This is a genomic window from Leptogranulimonas caecicola (assembly GCF_023168405.1).
Lineage (GTDB): Bacteria > Actinomycetota > Coriobacteriia > Coriobacteriales > Atopobiaceae > Leptogranulimonas > Leptogranulimonas caecicola.
Genome location: NZ_AP025285.1, coordinates 35,999 through 62,911 on the forward strand (window position 1 = coordinate 35,999; position 26,913 = coordinate 62,911).

Genomic DNA, 26,913 nt, shown 5'->3' on the forward strand with positions numbered 1-26,913 from the left:
CCCATGGGCAAAGAAGAGCTACAGGAGACCCAAGAAGTGGAAGCCTGCGTGGATGGCGCACCCGAAGCTGCCACCTTGGAGGTGGCTGAGGCAGACTATCTGGCCGACGGCGACAGGGACGCAGTAGGCGAGGGTCATCATTCCGGCATGCCCTGCCGCCGCCACTTCGTGCCCGGGGGCGACGATCCTCGAGACGCCGCCATCTCCGAGACCATCTGCGGCGAGGAGCGCGCCTGGAACGGCAAGATCTTTGGGATCGACGTGCTCAAGGTGGAGCTTCCTGACGGCCGCCCAGCCCGTCGCGATGTGGTGCGCCATCCAGGCGCGGTGGCCATTGTGGCGCTTACCGACGATGGCCGCATCTGCCTGGTGCGCCAGTTCCGCACCGCGCTGGACCGCGTCACCGTGGAGGTGCCGGCCGGCAAGCTGGACCCCGGCGAGGACCCTCTGGCCTGCGCTCATCGAGAGCTGTTAGAGGAGACCGGTTTCAGGGCGCAAAACATGGGCTACTTGACGTCCATCGTGACCTCGGCGGGTTTCTCGGATGAGATCATCCACATCTATATGGCCACCGGGCTTGTCTTTGCCGCTTCAGATCCTGATGCCGACGAGTTTTTGAATGTCGACCTAGTAGACACCGGCGAGTTCATCGACGCGGTGCTCGACGGCAAGGTAGAAGATGCAAAAACCGTGGTGGGGGCTCTGGCGGTGGACGCCATCAGCCGCAGGCTTGAGTAGTGAGCTGTCGAGAAGACTTCAGATCTCTAGGGTTTAAACAAGTTAATGCTCACAGGGAAGTGTGAGAACGCAGAGCGCACCGTGGGGTGCGCTCTTTAGATTGAGCGTACCGCCTAGAAGGTGTGTATATTCTAGGGCCAGGGCAAGGCCTAGGCCACTTTGACCGGACGGACCCCGATAAAAACGGTCAAACGCGTGAGCCAACTCCACTTCATCGGGGATTTCTCCGTCATTTATCACCGTGATTGTCACAGCGTTGTCATGTATAGACCCATGGATTTCCACATGGCTTTGGGCATGTCGCACGGCGTTAGATGCCATGTTTGACAGGATGGAATAGAGCATTCGGTAATCGGAAACTACGTGCAGTTCCTGGGGGAGCTCGGGGATGAGGAGAATGCCCTTTTCGGTGGCTATTGGTGCGATATCTGTAAGGGTGTCATAGGCAATCTCTCGAAGATCTGTTGGAGCAAAGACGGGTGTTGCAACCATAGAGTCGACGCGTGAGAGCTCGAGTATGTCGTCGACCATCCTTTTCATTCTCAAGACTTCTCGTTCGATAACAAGGCATCCTTCGTTGAGGCTCACGAAGCCGTTTTGTAGCTGCGCGTTGTATCCTTCGATGGCCATTAAGGGGGTCTTAAGCTCATGGGATGCATTGGCAAAAAAGTCACGAGATCCCTTTTCGGCATTGGCAATTTGATTCCTCACAAATCGGCCGCCCAAGATCAGGATGGTCGCGGTTATGAGGCAAAGGCCGAGCATCACCATGGTACTTTGATTGAGAACTCCGTAGAGCGCTGTGGCATCAAACGCGTAAAGTGTAGTGGTGTGGTCACTGGGGAGGTGCTCACGGCTTGTTCCCGGGGCTACCCAAAAGATGTAGTCATGGCTTTGTATCAAGCGCATCTCTCCAGCTTTCCATTGGAAAGCCTCTTCTGTATAGGCTCGGGCGATATCCCATTGTATTTGGTTTGCGGTGTCAAGAGAGGGAAGCGCGGTCACGGCCAGCACATCACCGTCTTTGGCTTTTACCCAGAGGATCGTTGCTGGAGCTGTGGTGGTTTGACTTGAGGAGGCTCCCGCAGCTGTCTCTATGGATAAACGGGCCTCATCTATGATGTTGATGTTTTGAGCCACATAGAGTGTCAGTACCAGCAAAAGCGAGGCTAAGGCGCCGCAGACAGTGAAGGTTGTGAGATGGGCTTTGGGGGTACGGGCACTCACGGCATATCCCTCTTGCTCAGGCGGTAGCCGTAGCCCCATACCGTTTGGTTTATAACATTGGCATGGGCCTTTAGTAGCTTCTCTCTAAGATGACGATTGGCTTCGTCGGCTGCACGCGATTGGGTCGCATCTGAAAAGCCCCATAGCTCTTTGAGGAGCTCTTGACGCGTGATAGCTCGGTTCTTGTGCTTGAGATAGTACGCAAGCAAGCGAAATTCTGTCGGTGTCAGATGAAGCGGGGTTTGTTCCACAAGAACCCCTCGTGTTTGTTCATCGAGAGCGATGTTGCCAAAGTACAGCCGCCGCGCCGGCATATGCATAGGCTCCCGGCGTAGCATGGCTCGGATTTTTGCCATGAGAAGCTGAGGCTTGAAAGGCTTAGTTATATAGTCGTCGGCGCCTCTGTCGAGATCCTGGCAAAACTGGGCATCGCTGTCGCAGGCGGTGAGAAGGATGATGGGAATGGAGGAGATCTCCCTCAGACGATCGAGAACAGAGATCCCGTCGATTCCAGGCATCATTATGTCAAGGACTACAAGATCACAAGGCTTTTCCTGAAAGGTATGCAAGAGGGATTCTCCGCAAGAGAATCCCTGGCCGTCATAACCTTCCTGCGCGAGAAAAGAACTTAGTGTTTTGCGCACGGCCTGCTCGTCGTCAGCGTAATAGATGAGACTCACTATGAGACCTGACTGTCGTTAACGAGGCAAACCTTGGTAGCGCTGTGAAGAGCTTCCTCGTGCTTGAAAGTGGGGTCTCCAAAATCAAAAGGCCCCGTCCAATGTACAAGTACCTCTGCTCCAGGCTCTATGTCATATACATTGATCCCCTGTCCGTCCTCGGTGGTGGCAGGAGTGTCTCCTGAGATCTCAAAGATGGAAAAATCATGGTCGCTGGCAGGGCCGCTTTGATAGACATAGACGTTGGGGTTCGAAGAGATGCGATCGTCATTGATAAGCGCCGTGCTTTTTACCACGAGGCGTTGCGGAGTCCGAGCTAAGACTGTTCCACGAAGGACACATTCGGCGTTCTCGTCGTAATCCGTGCGGGCATCTCCACTTGGTCGCACGGTTTGAGCATGGTTTGCATCAGGGGTGACATTGGCTTTAGGCGAGAGAGGCGCTGAGCAGCCACAAAGCGCGGTGAATGCAAAAAGCACCATGAAGGCCTTTAGGATGTTCGTCGATGTGGCCATATAAGCTCACCTCTTTCATGGGGAGGATGGCCCTGCAGAACAGGGACATCCTATAGGTATAAGTGACTGTTAGGTATTAGGGATAGATATAGTTAAACGCCGTTTTGGTCCCGAATCCATTTTTGTGATAGGTGGCGACTACTTGGGCCCGGGCCCCATGTTCTTGGATATATACATTTATATTTACATTAGAGATTCCGGCGCCAATGATTGCATAGGATTTGCTAAGAATGCCCGAGATTCGGCCAGATACAACAGAATAGGTGACCGTGACATTAACGTCCCCAAGGTTCACGGTGTCAGTAAGATGCATTGCAGGACGTCTGGTGATGGATTCTGCAGTAGAGACCGATGTGGCAATTGGCTGTGCGATAGCCATGCAAGGGCTAAGTGCCATAAGGAAGGAAGCGGCAACCAACGGGATAAGATGCTTGTTTCGCATGGGATTTTCCTTTGATCGCTGGTTGGCAGGATAAAGGCTGTATCACGAAGTAATCCGGATCCTCGTTAATTAGAGTACATAAATTTGTTTTCAGACATGAGAATAAAAACCCTTGAAATTGCAATGGTTTCTCATTGGTAGCCATAGATGTATGGCTTCTTGCGCGTAAAGGATCTTGGATCTGTGAAAAATAATCCGCAGGGCAGTGAGGTACAGTCACATAAGTGCCGCTGCGTTTGGAAGGAATAGCTCTGTGTCGTCCAAAAACCCCTCGTTGTTCCGATCGTTTCTGTCCTACTACCATCCCTGGCGAGGGCTCTTTTGGGCCGACACGGTCTGCGCCATCCTCCAAGCAGCGGTAGACCTGGCCTTTCCCATCATCTTGCGCTACCTCACCAATGGACTCTTTAGCGAGGGCTCGGCGGCGATCATGGCCAATTTGGCCTGGATCGCTGTGGGGCTCATCTGCCTTTATGGGCTGCGTTATGTATGCCGCTACTTTGTCTCCTGCTGGGGCCACATCATGGGTGCGCGCATGGAAAGCGCCATGCGTCAAGACCTCTTTGACCAGTACGAGCGTTTCTCGTTCTCCTACTTTGACAAGCACGACACCGGCGACCTTATGAGCCGCCTGGTGAGCGACCTCTTTGACATCGCCGAGGCCGCCCATCACCTGCCAGAGGCCATCATCGTCTGCGCCATCGAGGTCGTGGGTGCCTTCTGCATCATGTTTTCCATCAATTGGCAGCTGGCGCTGGCCATGGCGGCCATCACAGCGGTGCTAGGCGCCTACAATCTCTATATCAACAGGCGCATGAAGCGCATCTTCACCCAAAACCGCGAGCGCATCTCAGACGTGAACACCCAACTGGAAGACTCACTCTCGGGCATGCGGGTGGTGAAGTCCTTTGCCAACGAAGACCTGGAGCGCGCCAAGTTTGGCACTGCCAACGACGCCTACCTCTCCTCCAAAGAGGGCATGTACCGTGCCATGGGGTCCTATCAGGCGGCCGCAGCGCTGCTTACCGGCGCCCTCTACACCACCATCATCGTCTACGGCGGCTACTTGGTGGCTTGCCAGGCCATGACCGTGGTGGACCTGGCCACCTACGCCCTCTATGTGAGCCTTTTCACCACGCCGCTTCAAACCCTCATCGACTTCACCGAGATGTTCCAGAAGGCCTCCGCGGGCTTCCGTCGCTTCCAAGAGGTGGTCCACACCGACCCCGATATCAAAGACGCCCCTGCCGCCAAGCCTCTGCAGGTCACCCAAGGCCACGTGGTCTACCACGATGTGTGGTTCGATTACGACAACGAAGGAATTGCCGATAAGAACGAGCTCCGCCACCGGGCTGTGCTCAAGGGCTTCGACCTAGACATCGCTCCCGGCAAAACCTATGCCCTGGTAGGGCCTTCTGGCGGCGGCAAGTCCACCACCTGTGCTCTCTTGCCCCGTTTCTACGATGTGGATGCCGGCTCCATCGCCATCGACGGCCAGGATGTGCGAGACGTCACCTTGGACAGCCTGCACCAAGCCATTGGCATCGTGCAGCAAGACGTCTATCTGTTCAACGGCACTATCGCCGACAACATTGCGTACGGGAGGCCAGGGGCTTCTCGGCAGGAAATCGTCGAAGCTGCCAAGCTGGCCAACATCCACGAGTTTGTAAAAACTTTGCCTGAGGGCTACGACACGCCGGTGGGGGAGCGGGGCGGCAGGCTCTCGGGAGGGCAAAAGCAACGCATTGCCATTGCCCGCGTCTTCCTCAAAGATCCTGCGCTGTTGGTGTTGGACGAGGCCACCAGCGCCTTGGACAATGAGAGCGAGCACGCGGTGCAAGAGTCGCTCACTCGGCTGGCTCAGGGCAGAACCACGCTGGTAATTGCCCATCGGCTGTCTACTATTAAAGACGCCGATGTGATCGTGACGGTGTCTGATGGCTCAGTGGCCGAGGTAGGCACCCATGAGGAGCTACTGGCTCGTCAAGGGACCTACGCGCATTACTACGAGATGCAGTTTGGCCATCAGAGGCCTTGAGTCCACGGCAGGACTTAGGGCATGGAGCGCAGGGAAGAAGGTGGCGTGGGTGGCTGTTTCTGAGTTATGGATCCTCAGATGCCTGGGCGGCATTGTCATAGGCTACCTATGCGGGCTGTTTTTGACGGCAGACCTGGTAAGCCGCGCGGTGCTGCACAAAAGCGCCTTCGAGGCTGGCGACGGCAATCCCGGCATGGCCAATTTGGGCCATGAGCTGGGGCCAAAATATGCAGCCCTCATCCTTGTGGGCGACTGCGGCAAAGTGGTCGTCGCTGCCATTCTGACCGCCTATCTCACTCAATCCACCTGGTCTACCTCTGCTATCTGGGCGGGCATTGGAGCTACGCTGGGCCACAACTACCCCGTCTGGCACAAGTTCCGTGGCGGCAAAGGGGTGGCTACCACCTGTGCCACCTTCATTTTGGCCTGGCCCTTTGCGGGCATCATCTCGTGCCTTGTGGGCTTGGGAACGGTGGTCTTCTCGGGCTATCTGTGCTGGGGTGCCGTGGCTATTCCCGCTGCTTATGGGGTGTGCTCTGTGGGCTTCTTGGCCTACCTTGTCTCCCAAGGGTCTGCTTTGGGTCCCACTTCCATCATGATCGTGCAAGTCATCGGCGCCGCTGTTTTGCTGGCGCTCATGGTTCTGGCGCACTATCCGGCCATCAAGGGCATCAAGGAAGGCGCCACCCCGGTGGCGACGCTGGCCAAGAAGCTACGTGCCAAGCACAGGTAGCCAGGGTGCGGGCGCTCGGCGCGAGGGGAGTTGGCGCAAAGAGCCGCAGCAACGCAGGGCCGCAGGTCGCACGACCAAGGTCCCTTGAGAGCCTATGCGCTTTAGCGGGAGTCTTGGCTGCGGCCCTCACGAAGGGCCGCTCTGCTTTTACAATGATTTTCGCGAGGGCCAACGGCCCCAATTCTTAAGAGGGCTCCCATCTGCCCTCCTCATCCGTTGGCAGAGTTTCAAGGCGCCATGAGGGCGCAACCCGGCTATGAGGGGTCTTGATGGCAAAGAAGAAGCGGAGCAAGTATTTAAGCACCCCTGAGGTAGAGGCGCTGTTTGCTACCGTCGACGAGACTGGTCACTCCAACGCCAGCACCGCAGAGGCTGAGCGCGGCCGCCGCGCCCGCGAAGGCGTGGGTTTACGCATCGACCCGCTCTCTGGCAAGGATCCTTCGGGCTCCAACGTAGGCAACGTTATCGCTCGCACCTCGGTGCTCTTCGTGCTCATCATCTTCGCGGTGGTGGTGGGCTCCCAGATCTTCTTCTCCATCACCCGCCGCGTCACCACTACGGCGCTGGCAAACCATGTGGACATCCAGTCTGTGAACTCCGCGCTGCGAAACGGCGTGGAGTGGGGCGACGGTTTCACCGGCTTCCCGGAGCACTACACCGTGCAGGAGGCCAGCGAAGAGACCGGTCGCGTTGAGGTCACCGTCATAGACATCACCAGCGAGACAGCCATGTCGGCCCTCTCCACCGGCTATATCCAGGCCACCGCCTTTGCTACAAACGCGCTGCTCAACCCCAATATCTCCACGGTCATCTACCACATAGACATCCATGAGGAAGACGGCAAGATCCAAACCACCCGGTTCTTTGGCTTGCTAGAGCCCACGGGTCCCCAGCGCAACTTCCTCACCTTTGTCTTCACCAAGGTGGCCTCGGCCGACGGCGGCATCAACTTCTTCTGCTCCATCTCCGGTCTGGACGACAAAACCGCAGAGGCCCTGCGTGCCAAGGTGGGCACCCCTACCCTCGAGGGGCTCTTGGCCGCTCCAGAAGACAGCTCCACGCCGGCCAACAACGCTGCCAAGGATACAGGGGCTTCTGGCCAAGAGGGTGCCACCGGTCAGGATGCCGCCGCCTCTGGCTCGCAGGGCTCTGCTGTTGCCGAGAAAACCGACCCCTCTGGCGGCACTTCCGGCGAGGCGGGGACGGGTGCCTCACAAGGAAGCGCCGCCACCGCAACGCAGTGACGGCGCTGAAGAGCGCAGATCAAAAGCAGGCCGTGAGCGAGGGCAAGGTTGCGTCTCTGATGCAACTGGCTTAAGCCCCGAGCCCTAATCCAGCAAACGGGCCACCTCTCCCAGTTTGGACTCAAAGCTCACGCCGCGCATCTTGTACTGGGGCTGATCCTTGGTCACCAGCATGGCGTCGTGTACAAAGCGGCTGGCAAACTCCGTGGCAGCGCCTAGGGAGCGGCCGGACATGATGGCAGCCAAAAGGCTTGAGGCAAAGAGGTCGCCGGTGCCATGGAGTTGGAAGGGCAGCATTTCGCCAGCGACTTCCAGGGTCTCAAGGCCGGCGCCGGCCACATAGTTGCGCACCTGGCCGTCGCCGTGGGAGACGCCCTTGAGCACCACGGTCTTGGCGCCCAGGTCCACCAGCGCGTCGATGTTCTCCTTCACAAAGGCCTCGTCCACGTCTTGGCCGCGATACTCGATGCCCGTCAAAATGGAGGCCTCGGTGAGGTTGGGAGTCAGCACGTCGGCACCCTCTACCAGGCCCTTCATGGCATCGCAGAGCTCTGGGGTGTAGGTGGGGTAGATCTTTCCAGCATCGCCCATGACCGGGTCCACTATGCGCAGCGCGTCCGGATGCTCCTCATAGAGACGCTGGATGGAGGCCACCTGCTCGGGGGCTCCCAAAAAGCCGGAATAGACGGCATCCAGCTCCACCTCTTCTGCCTGCCAGGCGTCCAGATAAGGCTTGAGCATGTCGGTGGTGTCCAGCATATAAAACTCGGGATAGAGGGTGTGGGCGCTAAAGAGCGAGGTAGGCACCGGGCAGACGTCGCAGCCAGCAGCCGAGAGCACGGGGATCGCCACCCCCAGCGAGCACTTGCCGTAACCGCACAGATCATGGACGGCTCCCACGCGGGGAATGTAGGCCCCTTCTCGGTCGTAAAGATAGAGATCGGCCGGAGATGCGTTCAAAGTCATGGTTCCTCTTTTCTGACGTGGACTTATGGACCGACGCACGCATGCCATCCTAGACCAATCTGCTTGGGGGCGTGCGCCAGAACAGAGAGACTGTCGTGAGCTTGAGAGAGCTTGTGGGCATCTCTAGGCCTTGCCGAGAAACACTGTCATTTTTGGGCCCTCACTCTGAGTGGTCCCATTTATCCACATCATTTCATGGGATACACTGAAAAGCGGAGACAGAAACTAAAGAGATTATTCAGGGAGGCATCATGGCCCAGCCGCTGGTTGGAATTATCATGGGATCTAAGAGCGACATGCCGGTGATGGAGGCCTGTTGCGATCAGCTTGAGGAGCTGGGTGTGCCCTTTGAGCTGGTGGTGGCCAGCGCTCATCGCAACCCGGCCAAAGTCCATGAGTGGGCAGAGTCGGCGGCCGATCGCGGCCTTAAAGTCATCATCGCTGCGGCGGGCAAGGCGGCCCATCTAGGCGGCGTGGTAGCAGCCTTCACTCCGCTGCCGGTCATTGGGGTGCCCATTCGCACCAGCGATCTGGGCGGCCTGGACTCGCTGCTCTCCATGGTGCAAATGCCCAGCGGTGTGCCAGTGGCCTGTGTGGCCATCAATGGCGCTAAAAACGCCGGCATTTATGCCACTCAAATTCTGGGGGCTACCATGCCCCAGTATCGCGAGGCCATCTGCGCCCTCAAGGAATCCATGGCCCAGTAGGGCTCACACAGCAACATTCAGGAGATATCTGTGGACAAGACAGAGCTGCTAGACCAGATCAAAGACGCCATGCGCGCCAAGGACAAGAACCGCCTTTCCATCCTGCGCCAGGTGAACCAGGCCATCAAGCAGATCGAGGTAGACGAGCGCCGCGAAGTGACTGAGGCAGACATTGTCGCCGCGGTAAAGCGCCTCCAAAAGGTGACTCGCGAGGAAGAAGAGGCTCTGGAGAAGGCTGGCGCCGCCCACGAAGACCGCATCGCCATGCTCAAGGAGCAGTCCCAGGTGCTGGCCTCCCTGTTGCCCGCCCAGCTGGAAGGCGATGCCCTGGAGGCGCGCATCGACGCCATCATCGCCGAGCAACATCTGGAGACCCGCCGCGACATGGGCAAGCTTATGGCCGCGCTCAACCAAGAGACTAACGGCAACTTCGACAAGCGCGCCGCCGCGCAGATGGCCGGCGCCAAGCTGGGCTAACCATGGTGGCCGCGCATAAAAAAGAAAAGAAACCCTGGAGCACCAAGCGCAAGGTGCTCTTTGTGCTGCTCATCATCATCGACATCGCCCTCATCGGCGCCGCCTTTTGGCTCTGGTATGACAAGCAGCAGGAATACGACCATGTGGCAGCCCAGGTAGAGGTGGCTCAGCAGTCGGTGCAGCCGGGTACCCAAGATGAGCCGCCGGTAGTGGATTGGGCGGCCCTTAAGGCTCAAAACTCCGACGTGTGCGCCTGGGTGCAGATCCCTGACACGCCGGTGAACTTCCCGGTTTACCAAGGGGCTACCAACGATACCTACCTGCGCACCGGCGCCGATGGAAACTATTCGCTGGGGGGTCTGGTCTTCATCGACTCCCAAAACACCGGGCCCAACCTGGAAGACATGCAAACCATGGTCTACGGCCACCACTTGCAAGACGGCTCCATGTTTGCCTGGATCGACACCATGAACCAGCAACAGGTCTTCGACGAGCACTCTCGCATTTGGTGGGTCACCGAGCAGGCAAACTACGCGCTCACCCCTCTCTTCACCTATGTGCTTCCGGAGTCTGGAGACCTTACGGTGCAGCTGCAATGGCCCGATCTGGCCGCCTTCCGCGCGCATCTCGCCCAGCGTCTGGGTCAGGCCAATGCCTGTCGCCCGGATGCAGCAGAGGTCATCTCTCGCACCGATCACGTGCTTACCCTCGTCACCTGCAACTACGACAATGGCCGAGGCCGCACGCTTGTGGTATGCGTGCCCCAAAGCGTGGCCGATGGCACCACTGCCACCGCCGCCTCTTAACCTTTGCAAGGAGATCTATGGATTCACAGGTAGCCACCCCACAGCCGGCCGATGAGCTCCACGACGAGTGTGGCGTCTTTGGCGTGTGGGCCCCCGGCAAAGACGTCGCGCGCATGACCTACTTTGGCCTCCATGCCCTGCAGCACCGCGGCCAGGAGTCTGCGGGCATCGCGGTGGGCAATGGATCCACCGTGCTGGTGCGCAAAGATGAGGGACTGGTGCAGCAGGTCTTCTCGGATGCCGATCTCAACGCCATGCACGGCCATGTGGCAGTGGGCCATGTGCGCTATGGCACGTCGGGAGCCTCGGGGTGGGAGGGCGCTCAGCCGCACCTGTCCACCATCAACGACACCATCATCGCCTTGGCCCACAACGGCACCCTGGTGAATACTGACGCGTTGCGTCGGGAGCTCATCAACATGGGCATTCCCTTCCGTACAGACACCGATTCCGAGGTAGCCGCCAAGCTCATCGGCTATTTCACCCAGCAGACTCACCACCTGCGCGAAGGCATCGCATCCACCATGGCTATGATCGAGGGGGCCTACGCCATGGTGCTGGCTCGCGAGAACGCCCTCTATGCCTTCCGTGACCCCGACGGCATCCGCCCCTTGGTGCTGGGCCGACTAAAGGACGACAGTGGTTGGGTGGTAGCCAGCGAGACCTGTGCGCTGGACATCGTCGACGCAAAATATCTGCGCGACGTGGAACCCGGCGAAATCCTGCGCATCTCCGACGACGGCCTGGTCACCCAGCGCGAATACCATACCGAGAAACCCAGCCACTGCATCTTCGAGCAGGTGTATTTTGCCCGCCCAGACTCGGTGATGGGAGACGGCACGGTCTACATGGCGCGCCGCCGCATGGGCCAGCAGCTGGCCCAGGAAGCTCCGGTGGACGCAGATCTGGTCATCGGCGTGCCCGACTCCGGCCTGCCTCCCGCAGAAGGCTATGCCGAAGCCGCGGGGATCCCCTTTGGTGAAGGCCTCATCAAGAACCGCTACGTAGCCCGCACCTTCATCCAGCCCACTCAGGAACTGCGTGAGATGGGGGTCCGCCTCAAGCTCAACGCCCTGAAAGATGTGGTGGCAGGAAAGCGCCTGGTGCTGGTGGACGACTCCATCGTGCGTGGCACCACCATGGCCCAGATAGTGAATCTGCTGTGTGATGCCGGGGCCACAGAGATCCATGTGCGCATCAACTCTCCCGAGGTCAAGTGGCCCTGTTTCTACGGCATCGACACCGCCACCCAAGATCAGCTCATCAGCGCCAACAAGTCGGTGGAGGAGATCCGCCGGTTCATAGGGGCGGACTCGCTGGCTTTCCTCTCAGTGGAGGGCCTCATGGTCGCCGTCAACCCCTTGCCGGGCTTTTGCGCGGCCTGTTTCACCGGCGCCTATCCAGTGCCCATCCCCGAGAGCTTCTCCCGCGGCAGCTTCTTGCCCGGCTACAAGCCCAACAACCTGGTGGATCCTTCACCCACCTCGCTCATGAGCGTGGAAGAGGTCACCAACGTCTTGGCGCTCTGTCGCGAAGAGGCCCAAAACATCTGGGGCGAAGAGATCCGAGGGGCCTCCTCTCACGAACTTACCTGAATTACACCGGGCGCCACCAGGCAGCATGGTCTGGGGCGCCCGTTGCGTCCAGGGCTTGGATTCACTGCAGCGGCTCTGGAGAATGTCGCGTTTCCCTGCAGTCAACCTCTAGCCATCATCTAGTTGCCACCCAAGGATTCAAGGAGAGAGAAGCATGACCACACACATGTCCTATGCCGATGCCGGCGTCGACGTTTCTGAGGGCGCTCGCGCTGTAGACGCTATCAAGGAGGCGTGCGCCGCCACCAACCGCCCCGGCGTCATGGAGGGGCTGGGTGGCTTTGGCTGTCTCTTTGATGTGTCTCACTTGAAGTCCATGGAGCAGCCGGTGCTGGTCAGCGGCACCGACGGCGTGGGCACCAAGCTGGCCTTGGCCCAACGTTTAGGGCGCCATGAAACGGTGGGCATCGATCTGGTGGCCATGTGTGCCGACGACGTGGTGGTCACCGGCGCCGAGCCCCTCTTCTTCCTGGACTACGTGGCAGTGGGCAAACTCGCCGCCGAGTCCATGGCCCAGATTGTAGGGGGTATTGCAGAGGGCTGCCGCCAGGCAGGCTGCGCGCTTATCGGCGGAGAGATGGCCGAGCACCCCGGCGTCATGGCCAAAGACGACTACGACCTAGCCGGATTTTGCGTAGGCGCGGTGGACAAGCCCGCCATGCTGGGCCCGGATCGCGTGTGCGAAGGCGACGTCATCATGGGGCTGCCCTCTAGCGGCATCCACTCCAACGGCTACTCGCTGGTGCGCGCCGCCCTCACCGACAAGCTGAGCGACGAGGAGCTCTGCGCCCCCCAGGAGTCGCTGGGTGGTCAGTCTATCGCAGACGCCCTGTTGGCGCCCACTAAAATTTATGCGGGCGATATCGTGCACGCCTTGGCCGCGGGCGTGCCTCTCCATGCCATGGCCCACATCACCGGCGGCGGCATCACCGAGAACCTCAACCGCGCCATGCCGGATCACTTGGACGCCCAGGTAGCCCTGGCCTCCGACGGCACCTGCCCGTGGCCCGTCCCGCCCATCATCGACCTGGTGAGCGACGCCGCTGGCCTAACTCCCGAGGAAGCGCTGCTCACCTTCAACATGGGCGTGGGTATGGCGCTCATCTGTGCTCCTGAGGATGTCGACCAGGTGGCGTCCGCCTTCACTGCCGAGAATTGCTGCCCCTTTGTCATGGGAGAGGTGGTTCCAGGAACTGGTAAGGTGACCTATATATCTAAGTAAAATCTCACCGGTAACCGAGGGTTCGCGGGGTAGTCCGTAGACTCGATGCAATAACTTTCTCTATAATTACGAGACTGTAATCCTTAAAGAACCGAGGTGGGGCCATGGGAGCGCGGAGTCTATGGAGGCAGGCAGTCCCCGGCATTTGCCTGGCTTTGGCGGGAGCCATCTGCCTTTGGCGGTATGGCCAGCAAGTGATGACGCATATTACCGCAACTTCAGGCGACACCCTTTGGCGCGGCCTGGTCGCCTGGCTGGGCTTGGGCATCGCGGCGGCAGCTTTGGTGCCTGCAGGTTCTAAGACTTACCGGCGTTGGGGTGTCGTCCTGATACTAGTCAGCGCGATGTTCATTGGACTCACCGTGGCCCTGCGGATGTGGGCTGAGTTTTCAGAGCCCATAGGAGCCTTCATTTGGGCCTTTACCGGGGGCTGGCCTCTAGAGCTCATCTATCTGGTTATGGGTGTGCTCTTGGGCTATGGCATCAAGCTAGTGTCTGCGCGAGCCTAAGGGCCAGAGCAGCGGTGGTTTGAGGCGTTTCTCGGTATCTAAGGCGTTTAGAGAAGCGCTGTGTGCTCTAGCGATAGGAATCCACCAATACGCAGCGTGAGAAATCCTGCAAGGGTTCTCACGCTGCTTTTGCGCTCTCTGTGAGTAGAAATTTGTGTTTTCGGGCCTTCGTCGCACTCGGCAAACACAAAACCCCACTGCGACGAAGCAGCGAAAACACAAAAAGCAAGTTGAAAGCCCTCTGTTTTTCTCCAGGTCTTCTCAGTGTTAAAAGCACCTTCCTGCACGCAACATCGCCCATGGCGGCGCTTCTCGTCACAGCTACCACACGATGTCGATGTTGCCCAGAGTCTCGTCAAAGAGGCGAGCATAGGCTACCTGGATCTGGTCGAAGAGGTACTCCATGCCGTAGGTGGCGTAGAGCACATGCTTGGGCGATTGGCGCACGATGGGAGGCTTGATGGCTAGCACCTGGTCGTAGCCGTCGTAAAGGCCGCCTTCGCCGGTGCCTGCGCCCTCTGCGGCGGTGATAAAGACCTTTTTGGCACCCGAGGCCTCGATCTGCTCATGCTGCGCGTGGGCAAACGACCCAGAGGCCGATACCACCACCAGCAGATCCTCGGAGGTGAGGCTGCGCACGGTTTGGGTGGTGGGGGCAGACTCGGTGACCATCTGCACCAGCCGCTTGAGCATGGTCATGGCGCGCTGGAAGTTGATCAGTGAGGCAGAGGAGGAGTCCGAGGTCAAAAGCACCACATGGCGTGCTTCATGAAAGTCGTTGCAAAGCTTCTGGGTTGTTGCAGGAGTCATCAAACGGTCGATGTCGCTGAACATCTGTGAGAGATCTTCGCGCAGATGCAACTTCACGTCGCTGTAGAGCAGGCTGTAGGACAGATAGTACTGGCGAAACATCTCCCACTCCACGAAAGCGTCGCGCACCTCAGAGAAGTTGCCAAAGCCAATGGACTGGCAGAACCTGCGCACGCCGGAGCGGGACACGAAGGCCGCATCCATCAAGTCGTTTACTGTAAGCTCGTCCAGCCTGTCAAAGTTCTCCAACAGGTACTTGGCCAGAAGATGCGAGGTTTCGTCGCACTCGTTGTCGTTGTAGACCGAGAACAATGAAGGCAACAGATTGAGCCTACCTTCACGCATTTTCTCCCTCCGTCCCATCCCAGCCAACAGGGTTATCTACAATGCTAGGATGCTGGATGGTCTTTTGGCACTCTAGCTTGGATAAGCGCTGGTTCAGAATATGAACCATGGAAGTAACGCGAGAGGGGGGGGCCATGGCGTCGGGCGTGTACTTGGTAGTCTCGGACATAGATGACACGTTGATCCCGCGTGGGACTCATGGTTTGCCGAGAAGAACCTCTGCCGCCATCGAGCGCTTTGTGGCCTCGGGACGTCACTTCGCCCCCATTACGGGCCGCAGCAGGGACGATGCGCTCAAGATGTTTGGCAGTTGCGCCGCGGGCTGCGCAACTGGGGCGTTTGTGAACGGGCAGGTTGTCTATGTGGACGGCCGACTGGTGCACAGCGAGCTACTGCCTTCGGCCCGGCTCCAAGAGGTTGCAGACTATCTGGATCGTTGCACTACCGCTGCCAATATCCTGCTCTACCAGGGCGCATTCATTCGTGCGCTCACCAAAAAACCCTGGCGCCTTAAAGACTATCCCTCTCAGGAAAACGACCGTCGCGATGACTGTATCCAGGCTGTCGAGGCGCCTTGGGTGGAGAAGGCCAACATCCAATGTGCCTGCAGCCCTCAAAAGGTACCGGCTTTGGCGGCGCGTCTTTCTCGGCAATTCGAAGATTTTGATTTTGTGCAGCCAGGGGATGTGTCGGAGATCGATATCGCTCCCAAGGGATGGAGCAAGGCTCGCAGCGTGCAAGTGCTGGCCCAGGCGCTGGACATAGAGCTCGCGCAGATTGTGGCAGTGGGGGATTCGGATAATGACGTGGCCCTGCTGGAGTACGTGCCAAATTCTTACGCGGTGGCCTCGGGGACGAATACCGCTCGCCGGGCGGCTGCCTATCAGTTGCCACCGGTGCACCAGGAGCCAGTGGCTCAGGTGCTGGAGGCCATTCTAACTGGGGAAACGCAGCAATTTTGTTCCTAAGTGGTGATTGGTAGCAATCGGTATACATAAGTCAATACTTTGAATGGTTCGTTTTGCTGCCCATGGGGTTGAGAGGCATTGGGCGGAGGGCTTCCTGTTGCAAAGAGAGGGTTAAGGGAGCATTAAGCTTGGCCGATGGAAGAGCCTGGCGCTGAATGCAAATCAAAATAAAAAGTAAATAACCACTGTTCATCTTTTGGCTCATCAAAACTCTAGAAGGCGAACGGTTCTGGCGGTTCCATAGAACCATCAAAGAATTTGGTTCACGCAGAGAAATGGAAGCGCCATGAGTGATCAAGAGTTGTTCAGTCCCGATTTGGTGTTCTTCGATCTGGAAGCCGCAGATCGCCAGGAGTTTTTCGAAAAGCTGGCAGAGCGGCTGGCCGAGCGCGACCTCATCCAGGACAGCTGGCTCGAGGCCATCTGCGAGCGCGAGAAGAACTACGCCACGGGGCTTTCGTTTCCCTCTGTGCAGGTAGCGATCCCCCACGTGGACCCCGAGCACATCAAGCGTCCCTACATCGCGGTGATCAAGCCCAAGACCCCGATAGTCTTCGAGGCCATGGCGGGCATGGGCGACGACGTGCCCGCCCAGCTCATCGTGAATTTGGGCGTCATGCGCGACGGCGGCCAGGTGGCCGTGCTCCAAAAGCTCATGAACATCTTCATGAATGAAGGCTACGCCGCCCAGATCATGGCAGCCAGCGACCCCCAGCAGGTGGTGGATGCCTTCACGTCGCTGTTTAGCGAGGTCTCGGCCGAGTAGCACTTCCTCGGGAGCATGCGGTCCCGGGTAGCGGACGAGGGCTCGTGGGAGCAGGCGCAGGCAACGAGGAGCTTGCGGCCAGCCTTGCCGAGAAACCCACACTCCAAAGCCCGGGGATCTCGCGGGCAGGCGGGCTCTACGTGGCCCGCCCATAGGCCCACAGACAAAGCCGCGCATGCGGCGCGGCTAGAGATACGAGGGGGCTCCCCTCAAGAAAGGAATGATCATGAAACGCGTAATCGTGGCTTGTGGCTCTGGTGTCGCTACTTCCCAAGCGGTGGCCTCCAAGGTGCAGCGCATCTTGAAGCAGCGCGGCGTCGAGGCAGACGTCGAGGCTGTGGATATCAAGTCGCTGGATCACTACATCAACGGCGCCGATGCCTACATCTCCATCGTCAAGAGCGATGACGACTACGGCATCCCCACCTTCAACGGCATCGCCTTCTTGACCGGCATGGGTGCCGACGCCGAGGCCGACCGCCTGGTCGAGCTGCTCGAGTCCTAAGTTCCATGAGCAAGAAGAAGGCTGCTCAGGCGCCGGCCATCAACCCCAGGCCCCTGGGGCTTGGCCGCCCAGCCTGGATCTTTCTTACCTTGATCGATCTCTTCCTCTTTGTGGTGGGGGCCTTGAGCGGCAGGATCGACCTTTCGTTGGGCGCGTTGGCACTCATCTTCATCATCGAGCATTACGCCCACGACTTGCTGGTGGCCCCCTATGAGAGGCGCCAGGAGCGCCTGCGGGCCCAGTACGGCATCAAAGGCCAGATAACCCCTGAACAAAGCAGGGAAGCGATTAAAGAATTTAGGCGTGAGCGCCAAGAGCGGAAGGCTCAGAGGAAGGCGCTCAAGAAGCGGGCTCATGCAGCGACGCGTCCGGGAGATGGAGCCGCTGAGCAGTAAGGGGTCCTTCGCAGCTGGAGGGCAAGACTGGCAACCATCGGGGGAGATGGGGCCACGGAGTGGGGTTTCTCGGCAAGAGAGGGCCCAAAGAGAGGTGATTTTTCATGGACTGGAAAGAGATCGCAGCCGTCAAGGAGGTAAAAGAGCTCACCTATCTCATGTGGGACAAGGGTTGGGACGAAGCCAATGGCGGCAACATCTCCTATATCCTCACCGACGAGGAAGTGGCGGCGCTGGGGTATACCCCGGGTTCGGGCCGTCAGGTGGAGTTGGCCGACATCCCCGCTGCCATGCGCGGCCGCTTTGTGCTCACCACTGCCACGGGCTCCTACTTCCGTGAGGTGCGCGACGACGTGGACTCACTTCTGGGCATCATCTACCTGCCTCAGGAGGGCGACTACTACGAGATCGCCTACGGTCTGGAGGGCAACAAGCCCAGCTCGGAGTTCCCCAGCCATCTGGCCGCTCAGGCCGTGCGTCTGGCCGCTGATCCCGAGCAGCGCGTGGTCATGCACAACCACGCCTCCAACGTGCTGGCTATGACCCATGTGGGCCCCACCAACGCTCGCGACTTCACCCGCGCGCTGTGGCGCATCATCACCGAGGCTATGTATCTGTTCCCGGACGGCGTGGGCTTTGTGCCCTGGTGCGTCTGCGGCGGCCAGGAGATCGCCGACAAGACCAACGAGCAGATGAAGGACTGCCGCATCGTCATCTGGCAGTATCACGGCGTCTTCACGGCGGGCCGCTCGCTCCATGACGCCTTTGGCCTGCTGGAGACCGTGGAGAAGTGTTGCGCCGCCTGGATGGCAGCCGAGGCCTGCGGCCACCGCAACCCGGGCATCTCCGACGAGCAGCTCAAAGACCTGTGTCGCGCCTTTGGCCTGACTCCGCACCCCGGCTATCTGGACTAACGGCTCTGCCTGTCCATCAGGACAGAGAAGGGCAGGCCGCAGGAGAGAGCAGCCTGCCTCAAGAGAGAGGTCCTACTCGCAACGGAGGGCGTGACAGGAGACCCCTCCGCTCAAAGAGAGGTACAACATGGACGTATTGCTAAATATTGTTAACTATATCCTGGGCTTCGGGGCCGCCGTCTTTGTGCCCCTGATCATGCTCATCATCGGCCTTATCGTGAAAATGAGCTTCAAAGACGCCTTCTTCGCAGCTTTGACCTTGGGCATCGCCTTCACCGGCATGAACGTGCTCATCAACTTCATGACCGGCGCCATCACCCCGGCAGCCCAAGGCCTGGCAGAGGCTACGGGCATCTCGCTGCCTGCGGTGGACGTGGGCTGGCCGGCGCTCTCGGCCATCGCTTGGGCCTGGCCGCTGGGCGTGCTCTGCTTCCCGCTGCTCATGGTGATCAACCTCATCATGTTGCTGCTCAAGCTCACCGACACCCTGAACGTGGACTTTTGGAACTGCTGGACCAAGCTGCTTACCACCGTGCTCACCTACTACCTGTGCGCCGCCGCCGGCATGCCTGAAGGTGTGGCCATCGCCATGGGCTTTGTGGCCGCCTCGGTCCAGATCATTCTGGAGCTCAAGATCAGCGACGCCTTCCAGCCCACCATCGAGCGCATCACCGGGATCCCCGGCGTCACCGTTCCCCATGCCATGATGCTCACCGCCACTGTCGCCTATCCCATCGAGCGCCTGCTGGAAAAGATCCCCGCCATCGAGAACAACAACGCCGATGCCAAGTGGCTGCGCAAGAAGATCGGCATCTTTGGCGAGAACGCCGTCATGGGCTTCATCATTGGCACCGCCATGGGCGCCATCGCCTACCGCGACGTGCAGCAGGCCCTTACTCTGGGCGTGCAGGCCGCTACCGCCCTGCAGCTGTTCCCCATGGTCTCCAAGCTCTTCATGCAGGCGCTGTCCCCCATCTCCGACGCCGTGGGCGACTTCATGAAGGCCCGCTTCAAGGGCCGCGAGCTCATCATCGGCCTGGACTGGCCCATCCTGGCCGGTTCCAACGAGCTCTGGGTCACCTGCATACTGCTCATCCCCTTCGAGCTCATCCTGGCCTTTGTGCTGGCTCCCGTGGGCAACATCGTGCTGCCCTTCGCAGGCATCGTGAACATCTGCCTGGTGCCCGGCCTGCTCATGGTCTCCAACGGCAATATCATCAAGATGCTCATCGAAGGCATCATCATCACCCCTGTGTACCTGCTGGTATCTTCTTCGTTTGCTCCTTGGGTGACCCAGCTGGCGCTCACCTACTCGCCCGACTCTCTGGCCAATGTGGGTGGCGACGCGCTTATCAGCTGGTCCACCCTGGAGTGTCCGGACTTCCGTTGGGCCATTGCCAATGCATTCTCTGGCAATGTGGCCGGAATGGTAGTGCTCGTTGGCTGGCTCGCCCTGTTCGTGTGGATGCTGCGCGGCTTCAAGAAGCGCAACGAGGCCCTGAAGGCTTCGGAGTAGTCCTGTGGCCCAGCTTTTGCACAGCTGATTTTAGGTCCCTCCGGACCCCACGCCAAAGTCCTCCTACTTTGGCGTGGGGCTTTTTATCTAGGTAAGGAGCAGCCAATGTTATGTAACGACCCCGCGCTCTTTCGCGACGAAATGCTCAAAGGCTACGTGGCCGCCTATCCCGGCTACGTGATGGAGGCGCCCGGCGGCGTGGTGAGCGCTCGAGAAACCCCCGCCTCCAAAGTGGCCGTCATGAACGGCGGCGGATCTGGCCATTACCCGGCCTTCTGCGGCATCGTGGGCGATGGCCTTATGGATGGCTGCGTGGTGGGAAATGTCTTCACCTCGCCCTCCTGCGAGGATGTGTTGGGAGTCGCTGGCGCGCTTCGCACTCAGGCAGGCCTCATGATCCTGGGCGGCAACTATGCCGGCGACAAGATGAACTTCGATATGGCCCGCGACCGCCTTCGAGCTCAAGGCATAGACGCCCGCACCTTCTATATCACCGACGACGTCTCGGCCGCCCCGCCTGAGCAGGCTCCCCTTCGCCGAGGCAACGTAGGCACCTTCCTGGTCTTCAAGGCCGCAGGGGCCGCCGCGGCTGCTGGCCTCTCCTTAGACGAGGTGGAGCGCGTAGCCATCAAAGCCAACGACCGCACCCGCACCATGTCCATCGGCCTTCGCGGCTGCACGCTGCCCGGCCACACCAAGCCCCTCTTCGAGGTGCCTTCCGGCCTCATGGAAGTGGGCCAGGGCATCCATGGCGAGTCTGGCGTTGCCGAGAAACCCGTGGCTTCCGCTCAAGAGATCGCCTCGCTCTTGGTGGAGCGCGTGCTGTCCGAGGCTCCCGGTGACGCCCGCCGTCTGGCGGTGGTGCTGGACGGCTTGGGCTCCACCAAGTACGAGGAGCTCTTTGTGGTCTGGGGCACGGTGAGCCAGCTTTTGGCCAAGGCGGGCTATGAGCTGGTGGAGCCCGTGGTAGGCGAAGTGGTCACCAGCCTTGACATGGAGGGCATCGCCCTGGCGGTGCAATATTTGGACGAGGAGCTGGAGCGTCTTTGGTGCGCTCCCTGTGCGAGCCCTGGCTTTAGCCGAGGGCCTCAGGCGGCCCCGGCCAAGTTGCGCGAGAGGAGCCAGGCGGCGCACTCCGGCGATGGCGCCGAGCGAATTTGGGCTCCTGCGGGGCCTGCCGCTCAGGCTCAAGGCCGTGTGGCTGCCCGTGCGTTGGCTGCAATGGCTGCCTGCATGGCCGATCAAGAGGAGATGCTGGCCCAGATCGACTCGGTGTGCGGCGATGGCGACCACGGTCGCGGCATGGTGAAGGGCTCGAAGGCCGCCGCAGCTGTCGCCCAGGATGCCGTGGAAGCCCAGGCAGGAGTGGGCTCGGTGCTCCAAGCAGCCGGTGACAGCTGGCGGGCCGCTGCCGGCGGCACTTCCGGCGTCCTTTGGGGCAGCGCCCTGTGGACGTTGGGCGAGACATTGGGAGACGAGCAGGAGGTCATCGATGCTGCACTGATGGCGCAGGCGACAGATGCTGCCTGCGCCAAGCTCATGGAGCTGGGCGGCGCCCAGGTGGGCGACAAGACTATGGTGGATGCCCTGGTGCCCTTTGCCGAGGCTCTAGGTCAGGGGGCCGAGGCCGGCCTGAGCCTGAGCGAAGCCTGGGGCAAAGCTGTCACAGTGGCTCATGAGGCCGCCCGCAACACCGCCAACCTCACCGCCAAGATCGGCCGAGCTCGCCCTCAAGCCTCCCGCAGCCTGGGCACCCCCGATGCCGGCGCCATCTCTCTGGCCCTCTGCCTCGAGGCCTGCGGCCTAGGCTGTCCCCAGAAGGCGCAGTGAGCCATGGGACGCTTGCAGACGTGGCGCAGCCATAATCTATAGTGCATAAAGTGGGGGTCCTTCTCGGCATTGCCGAGAAGGACCCCCATTGCATGACGGGGCTGCGCCGGTGGCGTGATCTGGCGAGTACGCAGGGTGCGAGTGGCAGACCTGGGGTGGGGCGAGTGGCCAAGCCGTCCGAAGGTATTTAGGGCGACTCGTTTTTTAGGTACTCTTATCTAATCTTGTAAATCTGAGTGCCCGCAAGAGGGTCTGGCGTGAGCGGGGGTTTTGATCTGGGACCCTCGCGAGCCTTGACAGCGCCAATGGGCGAGCTATCCCGAGAGAGGGGGGCCATGGAAGACGGACGCATTCACGTGCTCATGTCGCTGTTTGACATCTACAACGAGAATGAGCCTGACCAGCCTTCCCACACCATCGCCGAGTATCTTTTGACCCACTTCGAGTCCATCGGCTCCATGACGCTCCAAGAGGTGATGGATGCGGGATTCGTGTCGCGGTCGGGGGTCAGGCGGTTTTGCCAGTCCATTGGGATGGAGAACTTCTCGGCTCTGCGCAACCAGGCAGGGGAGTGGGAGGAGTTCCGCCACTACTATTTGGCGGCGGCATCGAGCCCGCAAGACTACAAGATGCCCCCACGCCAGGCCATGGTGGAGATCTTCGATTCTGTCGACAAGTTGCAGCAAGACGGCGTTTTGCAACGCTTGAGCCAGAGGGCGAGCGCTAGCTCCAAGGTGGTGCTCTTCTCGGCAGAGTCTTCTGCGGGGGCAATGACCGACTTTCAGTATGCCATGTTGGTCTCGGGCAAGCTGGTGCAGCTGGTGACCGAGTGCAAGCCCTCCGTGGAGGCGGTGCGCAGCCTAGGGCCGCAAGACCTGCTGCTGGTGGTGTCTTCCTCGGGATCCTTTGCGCTGCGGCAACGGGCGTTGGTGGAGAGTTCGGGCGCCACCAAGGTGCTCGTCACTGCCAACGACGAGCCGGAGCTTCACGCCTCCTACGACGAAGTGATCCTCATGGGGCCGCCCCTGGCCGAGCACGTGGCGCCCCATCGTGTCTATGCGCTCTTTGGCACGGCTTACCTAATGAACCGGTTGCTGGAAGACTACGTCTCTGAGTAGAGACGCGAAGCTGAGATCCTTGTCTGTGTCGGCCCTATCCTTCCAGCACATGGATGCGGCCCAGCTCGTCCATCTTCACGCGGTCGGCGGCCAGCCAGCGTAGCACCTCGGGGTAGAGCTCGTGCTCCGTCTCATGGATGGCGGCCTCCAGCTGATCGCGGCCCCAGCCTTCCTCCACGGCCACCGGGCGTTGGGCGATGATGGGGCCGCGGTCGTACTCGGCGTTGGCCAGATGCACCGTGACGCCGGTGACCTTGACGCCGTAGTCAAAGGCCTCGTCGATGGCGTGGGCCCCCGGGAAGCTGGGCAGCAGCGCCGGATGCAGGTTGAGCACCGCGTTGGGGAAGGTCAGAAGGATCGCTGGCCCCACCTTGCGCATGTAGCCCGCCATGACCACGTAGTCCACCTCATGTTGGCGCAGTGTGGAGGCGATGACCTCGTCGGCGGTCTCGGGACTGGCGTAGACCTCCTTTGAGAGCGCCATGGTGGGGATGCCGGCCTCGGCTGCGCGCTTCAAGCCCTTGGCAGAAGGCCGAGAAGAGATCACCACCTCGATAGTGGCATCCAAGGAGCCCTCGGCGATGGCGTCGATGATGGCTTGCAGGTTGGTGCCGCTTCCGCTGATAAGAACGCCAAGCTTGATGGTCACAGGGACTCCTTGGATCGACGGTGATATCTAGGTGAATCGCGTTGAATTGCGGGACATGCCGATTCGCAGCCGCACCGTTAGGGCGCGGCTCTAAGTATAAGGCGCAATTCGAGGGGCAGCGCCTTCATATTGCATCGCGCCTTCTAGGGGGCCCAGAAGAGGGTCTTGAGCTCGGCACGGTTACCTACATCGCACTTGTGCACGATGTTGTAGACGTGGGTCTTGACGGTGCCCACCGAGACCACCAGGGCCTCGGCGATCTGCTGGTTGGTGCGTCCCGCCAGCACCAGCGCCAGCACTTCCTCTTCGCGAGGCGTGAGGCCGTGGTCGGCGCCAAAGCGGGGCATCAACTCATCCACGTGTGCCGAGAAGGTCGCATCTCCTGCAGGTTGGACGGTCGGGGCGGTCCTGGCTGCGGTGGTGGCTTCTGTGGCGGGGGAGGGGTTTATCGGCAAGGAAGTGGGCGCGGGGTCGGATTGCCTGTGGGGCTGGGGCTGGGAGTGTATCCTAAAGGAGAGCTCGCGCCAGGCGATCCTTCCGGTGAAGAAGGCAAAGACGATGACCATGGCGTTCTCGCAAAAGTTGCGCTCGGAGAGGTAGAGGTTGATGCCAAGCCCTTTGGCGGGCGGCAGCACCAGGATGACAAGAGCGTCTTCCAGGCATACCAACACCACTTCTACCAGCAGCACCCACATGAGCCAGCGGTGGCGGCCCAGTCATTGGCGCTCTTGGCTGGTGGGGGCGCGGCGGAGGGCGGAAAGGCCGTAGAGGGCCATGAAAAGGCAGAAGACCTGTCGGCAGGTGTAGTAGCAAAACTGGCGCAGGGCGCCATAGGGCATGAAGAGGAGGCAGGCGCCTTGGGCCACAAAGAAAAGGGCTATAGGGATGGCCAGGCGCCTGAGGGTAAACCGCTCAACGGCCAAAAGCACGTAAGCCCAAAGGGATCCCCAGAGCGCGCAGGCGATGAGGGTGCGGGTGAGAGGGTAGGTGATGGCGTAGTAGGAGTCTAGGGGAAACGCTATGTTTTGATGTAGGAACTCATCTAAAAAGATGACGCCCAGCTCTACGAAATAGGTGAGGAAGAAGAGGCCTGCGGCGGCAAAGGGCTTGCGCTTCGTGGCGTCAAAGGCAACCCACTGATAGACAGAGGATATGAGGCAGAGCGCCAGAATTGCCATGGTATAGCCAAAGAAAAAAGCATCCACAGGAAGACCTTCCCCACGGAGTTTTGAATCTCATCGCCATGCATTCTGTTCCCTAGGGTACCACGGGCGCTGCTCTATGGTTGAAAATATTAAGGGAGCTTAGATGGAAGTGTATGAGATTAGATGGAAATGTATATATGTGAGAAAGGAGCTCAACCTCTTTGTGCCAGGGGTTTATTTAGGGTTGATTTCTCCTAGCGGTCTCTCAACCTCAAATCGTCTTGTGTTCTTAGGGCAGTGGGCTGATATTCAAGACAGTTTCAGTCACAGCGGCCTATGAGAGGGCAAGGCGCCGTAGAGTCATGTCGCTTTCACAGAAGATCCGCTCATTTTAGGGCCCCAGAGATTTCCCGGTGATCGTCTGGCGCCCCCAACCCCTAAGGAGGCTCTTGTCATGCGCGCTATCCCTGAGTCAGAGTCCACCCCCAAGGCCGACGGCTTTTATATGCCGGCAGAGTTCGCACCCCAAAAGCGCGTGTGGATGGGTTGGCCCCATCGTACCGACACCTGGTCTTTTGGCGCCAAGCCTGCCCAGGAGCAGTATGCAAACATCGCCCGCGCCATCTCTGAGTTCACCCCGGTGGTCATGTGCGCCAACGAGGCCGATTACGCCAACTGCAAGCGCGTCTTCGAAGAGGACGAGCGCGTCTCCGTTATCGAGATGACAACCGACGACGCCTGGTTCCGCGACACCGGCGCCACCTTCGTGGTCAACGGCGAGGGCGAGCTGCGCGCCAACAACTGGCACTTCAACGCCTACGGCGGCCTGGTGGACGGCCTCTACTTCCCCTGGCGCGCCGACGACGAGATCGCCGTCAAGATGGCCGAGTTGGCCGGCGCCCGCACCTATCGTCCCGACGACATGATCCTTGAGGGCGGCTCCATCACCGTGGACGGGGAGGGCACCGTCATCGTCACCGACCAGTGCCTGCTCTCCCCTGGCCGCACCGCCTCTGCCGTGCGCATAGACGAGCCCGACGCGGGCATTTGGCCCACCTTTGCCCTCAAGTTCGAGCCCTGGAGCGAGCCGCTGCGCGCCTATATGGACGAGCACCTCAAGGAGTACCTGGGCGTCGAGAAGGTCATCTGGGTCAAGGAGGGTATCGACCCCGAGGAGACCAACGGCCACATCGACGACGTCGCCACCTTCATCGCCCCTGGCGTAGTGGCCGTCATCTGGACCGACGACCCCGACTACCCCTTCTACAGCCAGTGCCACGACGCCTATGAGACCCTCTCTGCCGCCACTGACGCCAAGGGCCGCAAGCTCAAGGTCTACAAGCTTCCCATGCCGGTGAACCCCTTGTACATGACCCAGGAAGCCTGCGATTCCATCGATGTGGACGAGAGCGCCGAGCCCCGCGTTCCCGATGAGCCCCTCATTGCTTCCTACATGAACTACCTGGTCACCAACCACGGCGTCATCGTGCCTCAGTACGGCGACGTGAACGACCAGCTGGCCGTCGACACTCTTCAGAAGATCTACGACGAGACCTGGGGTGAGGGCGTCTATAAGTGCGTGGGCGTCAAGAGCGAGCAGGTAGTCTGCGGCGGCGGCAACATCCACTGCATCACCCAGCAGGAGCCTGTCGCCTAATTAGCGTGCCCCGCCTCCGACCATGGCACGCTTCCTAGGCACATGCCCTTGTATCCCCTAAGGCGTCAGGGAGTGCCGGCTCCCCGCACGTCCTCAAAGACCGCTGTCTTTCCCCAAGACCTCGCAGGACTCAGTGCCTGCGAGGTCTTTTGGGGTGGGTGGTTTAAATTACGCGACGCAAAATCGAGGCACCTACTAGCTGGCGCACTTATTAAGTACTTAGCCAATGCGCCCTTGGAAGGTGCGCCTACTAAGTACTTTTTTAGGCTTTCTCGCGGCTTGGGAAGGAAAAAAGTACTTAGTAGCCGATAAAAATGCAGGTCAAGCAGATTGCCTACTAAGCACATGTACTTAGTAGGTGCGAGAAGTGGCAGGTGCGAGAAGTGGCAGGTGCGA

The 26,913-nt window shown here is 59.8% G+C and carries 28 protein-coding genes; 19 read left to right on the forward strand and 9 right to left on the reverse strand.

The genetic code is table 11. The annotated features are described in order from the left end of the window. Nucleotides 1-3 precede the first annotated feature (3 nt). A complete protein-coding gene (locus OR601_RS00150) occupies nt 4-738 on the forward strand; it encodes an NUDIX domain-containing protein (protein ID WP_407658176.1) in 735 nt (244 codons plus the stop codon). 42 nt (nt 739-780) lie between these two features. Here the strand turns inward: OR601_RS00150 and OR601_RS00155 are convergent, their stop codons facing one another. From OR601_RS00155 to OR601_RS00170, 4 genes are all read right to left on the reverse strand, one after another. Next, nucleotides 781-1,965: a sensor histidine kinase gene (locus tag OR601_RS00155; protein WP_265591758.1), complete on the reverse strand. Its 1,185-nt coding sequence runs from the start codon at nt 1,963-1,965 to the stop codon at nt 781-783. Further along, nucleotides 1,962-2,645 carry a response regulator transcription factor gene (locus tag OR601_RS00160; RefSeq protein ID WP_265591759.1) on the reverse strand — a complete coding sequence of 228 codons (684 nt, stop codon included), beginning with the start codon at nt 2,643-2,645 and terminating at the stop codon, nt 1,962-1,964. Before OR601_RS00160 ends, OR601_RS00155 begins: the two co-directional genes overlap by 4 nt. Continuing rightward, entirely contained in the window at nt 2,645-3,160 is a 516-nt protein-coding gene (locus tag OR601_RS00165; RefSeq protein WP_265591760.1) for a hypothetical protein, read from the reverse strand. Before OR601_RS00165 ends, OR601_RS00160 begins: the two co-directional genes overlap by 1 nt. 76 nt (nt 3,161-3,236) lie before the next feature. After that, on the reverse strand, nt 3,237-3,602 hold the full coding sequence (locus tag OR601_RS00170; RefSeq protein WP_136011727.1) for a hypothetical protein: 366 nt from the start codon (nt 3,600-3,602) through the stop codon (nt 3,237-3,239). 253 nt (nt 3,603-3,855) lie between these two features. Here OR601_RS00170 and OR601_RS00175 point away from each other — a divergent pair, with 253 nt between their 5' ends. The 3 genes from OR601_RS00175 (at nt 3,856) to OR601_RS00185 (ending at nt 7,617) form a co-directional block, all read left to right on the forward strand. Next, nucleotides 3,856-5,640, forward strand: coding sequence for an ABC transporter ATP-binding protein (locus OR601_RS00175; protein ID WP_265591761.1), 1,785 nt, complete (start codon nt 3,856-3,858; stop codon nt 5,638-5,640). 49 nt (nt 5,641-5,689) lie between these two features. Next, a complete protein-coding gene (locus tag OR601_RS00180) occupies nt 5,690-6,373 on the forward strand; it encodes a glycerol-3-phosphate acyltransferase (RefSeq protein WP_265591762.1) in 684 nt (227 codons plus the stop codon). Nucleotides 6,374-6,642: 269 nt separating this feature from the next. Next, nucleotides 6,643-7,617 carry a hypothetical protein gene (locus OR601_RS00185; RefSeq protein WP_265591763.1) on the forward strand — a complete coding sequence of 325 codons (975 nt, stop codon included), beginning with the start codon at nt 6,643-6,645 and terminating at the stop codon, nt 7,615-7,617. Between the two features lie 84 nt (nt 7,618-7,701). Here the strand turns inward: OR601_RS00185 and OR601_RS00190 are convergent, their stop codons facing one another. Beyond that, the gene (locus OR601_RS00190) at nt 7,702-8,583 is read right to left on the reverse strand and encodes a PfkB family carbohydrate kinase (protein ID WP_265591764.1); all 882 of its coding nucleotides are present in this window, start codon (nt 8,581-8,583) and stop codon (nt 7,702-7,704) included. Nucleotides 8,584-8,834: 251 nt separating this feature from the next. On the opposite strand from OR601_RS00190, the gene purE reads away from it, so the two are divergent. The 6 genes from purE (at nt 8,835) to OR601_RS00220 (ending at nt 13,899) form a co-directional block, all read left to right on the forward strand. After that, on the forward strand, nt 8,835-9,290 hold the full coding sequence (gene purE / locus OR601_RS00195) for a 5-(carboxyamino)imidazole ribonucleotide mutase (RefSeq protein WP_265591766.1): 456 nt from the start codon (nt 8,835-8,837) through the stop codon (nt 9,288-9,290). A 30-nt stretch (nt 9,291-9,320) separates the two neighbouring features. Beyond that, nucleotides 9,321-9,767: a GatB/YqeY domain-containing protein gene (locus tag OR601_RS00200; protein WP_265591767.1), complete on the forward strand. Its 447-nt coding sequence runs from the start codon at nt 9,321-9,323 to the stop codon at nt 9,765-9,767. Between the two features lie 2 nt (nt 9,768-9,769). After that, nucleotides 9,770-10,573, forward strand: coding sequence for a class B sortase (locus tag OR601_RS00205; RefSeq protein WP_265591768.1), 804 nt, complete (start codon nt 9,770-9,772; stop codon nt 10,571-10,573). 17 nt (nt 10,574-10,590) lie between these two features. Beyond that, a complete protein-coding gene (gene purF, locus OR601_RS00210) occupies nt 10,591-12,168 on the forward strand; it encodes an amidophosphoribosyltransferase (protein WP_265591769.1) in 1,578 nt (525 codons plus the stop codon). A gap of 154 nt (nt 12,169-12,322) precedes the next feature. Beyond that, the gene (purM, locus tag OR601_RS00215) at nt 12,323-13,390 is read left to right on the forward strand and encodes a phosphoribosylformylglycinamidine cyclo-ligase (protein WP_265591770.1); all 1,068 of its coding nucleotides are present in this window, start codon (nt 12,323-12,325) and stop codon (nt 13,388-13,390) included. A gap of 104 nt (nt 13,391-13,494) precedes the next feature. Further along, nucleotides 13,495-13,899 carry a hypothetical protein gene (locus OR601_RS00220; protein WP_265591771.1) on the forward strand — a complete coding sequence of 135 codons (405 nt, stop codon included), beginning with the start codon at nt 13,495-13,497 and terminating at the stop codon, nt 13,897-13,899. Between the two features lie 321 nt (nt 13,900-14,220). Here the strand turns inward: OR601_RS00220 and OR601_RS00225 are convergent, their stop codons facing one another. After that, entirely contained in the window at nt 14,221-15,054 is an 834-nt protein-coding gene (locus OR601_RS00225; protein ID WP_265591772.1) for a MurR/RpiR family transcriptional regulator, read from the reverse strand. A gap of 134 nt (nt 15,055-15,188) precedes the next feature. On the opposite strand from OR601_RS00225, the gene OR601_RS00230 reads away from it, so the two are divergent. The 8 genes from OR601_RS00230 to OR601_RS00265 all read left to right on the forward strand — a co-directional run bounded on the left by OR601_RS00230 (nt 15,189) and on the right by OR601_RS00265 (nt 23,066). Then, on the forward strand, nt 15,189-16,022 hold the full coding sequence (locus OR601_RS00230; protein WP_265591773.1) for an HAD family hydrolase: 834 nt from the start codon (nt 15,189-15,191) through the stop codon (nt 16,020-16,022). Between the two features lie 286 nt (nt 16,023-16,308). Continuing rightward, on the forward strand, nt 16,309-16,788 hold the full coding sequence (locus OR601_RS00235) for a PTS sugar transporter subunit IIA (protein WP_265591775.1): 480 nt from the start codon (nt 16,309-16,311) through the stop codon (nt 16,786-16,788). A gap of 226 nt (nt 16,789-17,014) precedes the next feature. After that, complete coding sequence (locus tag OR601_RS00240; RefSeq protein ID WP_136011714.1) at nt 17,015-17,293, forward strand: PTS sugar transporter subunit IIB; 279 nt, start codon at nt 17,015-17,017, stop codon at nt 17,291-17,293. A 5-nt stretch (nt 17,294-17,298) separates the two neighbouring features. Next, a complete protein-coding gene (locus OR601_RS00245) occupies nt 17,299-17,688 on the forward strand; it encodes a hypothetical protein (protein WP_265591776.1) in 390 nt (129 codons plus the stop codon). Between the two features lie 104 nt (nt 17,689-17,792). Continuing rightward, nucleotides 17,793-18,602, forward strand: coding sequence for a rhamnulose-1-phosphate aldolase (gene rhaD, locus OR601_RS00250; protein WP_168897208.1), 810 nt, complete (start codon nt 17,793-17,795; stop codon nt 18,600-18,602). Nucleotides 18,603-18,729: 127 nt separating this feature from the next. Further along, nucleotides 18,730-20,118 (forward strand): PTS galactitol transporter subunit IIC, encoded by a 1,389-nt coding sequence (locus tag OR601_RS00255; RefSeq protein ID WP_265591777.1) that lies wholly within the window; start codon nt 18,730-18,732, stop codon nt 20,116-20,118. A gap of 105 nt (nt 20,119-20,223) precedes the next feature. Then, a complete protein-coding gene (locus tag OR601_RS00260) occupies nt 20,224-21,948 on the forward strand; it encodes a dihydroxyacetone kinase family protein (RefSeq protein WP_265591778.1) in 1,725 nt (574 codons plus the stop codon). Between the two features lie 335 nt (nt 21,949-22,283). After that, nucleotides 22,284-23,066 (forward strand): MurR/RpiR family transcriptional regulator, encoded by a 783-nt coding sequence (locus tag OR601_RS00265; protein ID WP_265591779.1) that lies wholly within the window; start codon nt 22,284-22,286, stop codon nt 23,064-23,066. Between the two features lie 34 nt (nt 23,067-23,100). Here OR601_RS00265 and purN read toward each other — a convergent pair whose 3' ends face one another. The 3 genes from purN to OR601_RS00280 all read right to left on the reverse strand — a co-directional run bounded on the left by purN (nt 23,101) and on the right by OR601_RS00280 (nt 24,920). After that, complete coding sequence (gene purN, locus OR601_RS00270; protein WP_136011708.1) at nt 23,101-23,715, reverse strand: phosphoribosylglycinamide formyltransferase; 615 nt, start codon at nt 23,713-23,715, stop codon at nt 23,101-23,103. 143 nt (nt 23,716-23,858) lie between these two features. Beyond that, the gene (locus OR601_RS00275) at nt 23,859-24,410 is read right to left on the reverse strand and encodes a response regulator transcription factor (protein WP_265591780.1); all 552 of its coding nucleotides are present in this window, start codon (nt 24,408-24,410) and stop codon (nt 23,859-23,861) included. A 21-nt stretch (nt 24,411-24,431) separates the two neighbouring features. Then, on the reverse strand, nt 24,432-24,920 hold the full coding sequence (locus OR601_RS00280; RefSeq protein WP_265591781.1) for a hypothetical protein: 489 nt from the start codon (nt 24,918-24,920) through the stop codon (nt 24,432-24,434). 394 nt (nt 24,921-25,314) lie between these two features. Here OR601_RS00280 and OR601_RS00285 point away from each other — a divergent pair, with 394 nt between their 5' ends. Then, nucleotides 25,315-26,517, forward strand: a complete 1,203-nt coding sequence (locus tag OR601_RS00285) for an agmatine deiminase family protein (RefSeq protein WP_265591782.1) — start codon at nt 25,315-25,317, stop codon at nt 26,515-26,517. Nucleotides 26,518-26,913: the final 396 nt, after the last annotated feature.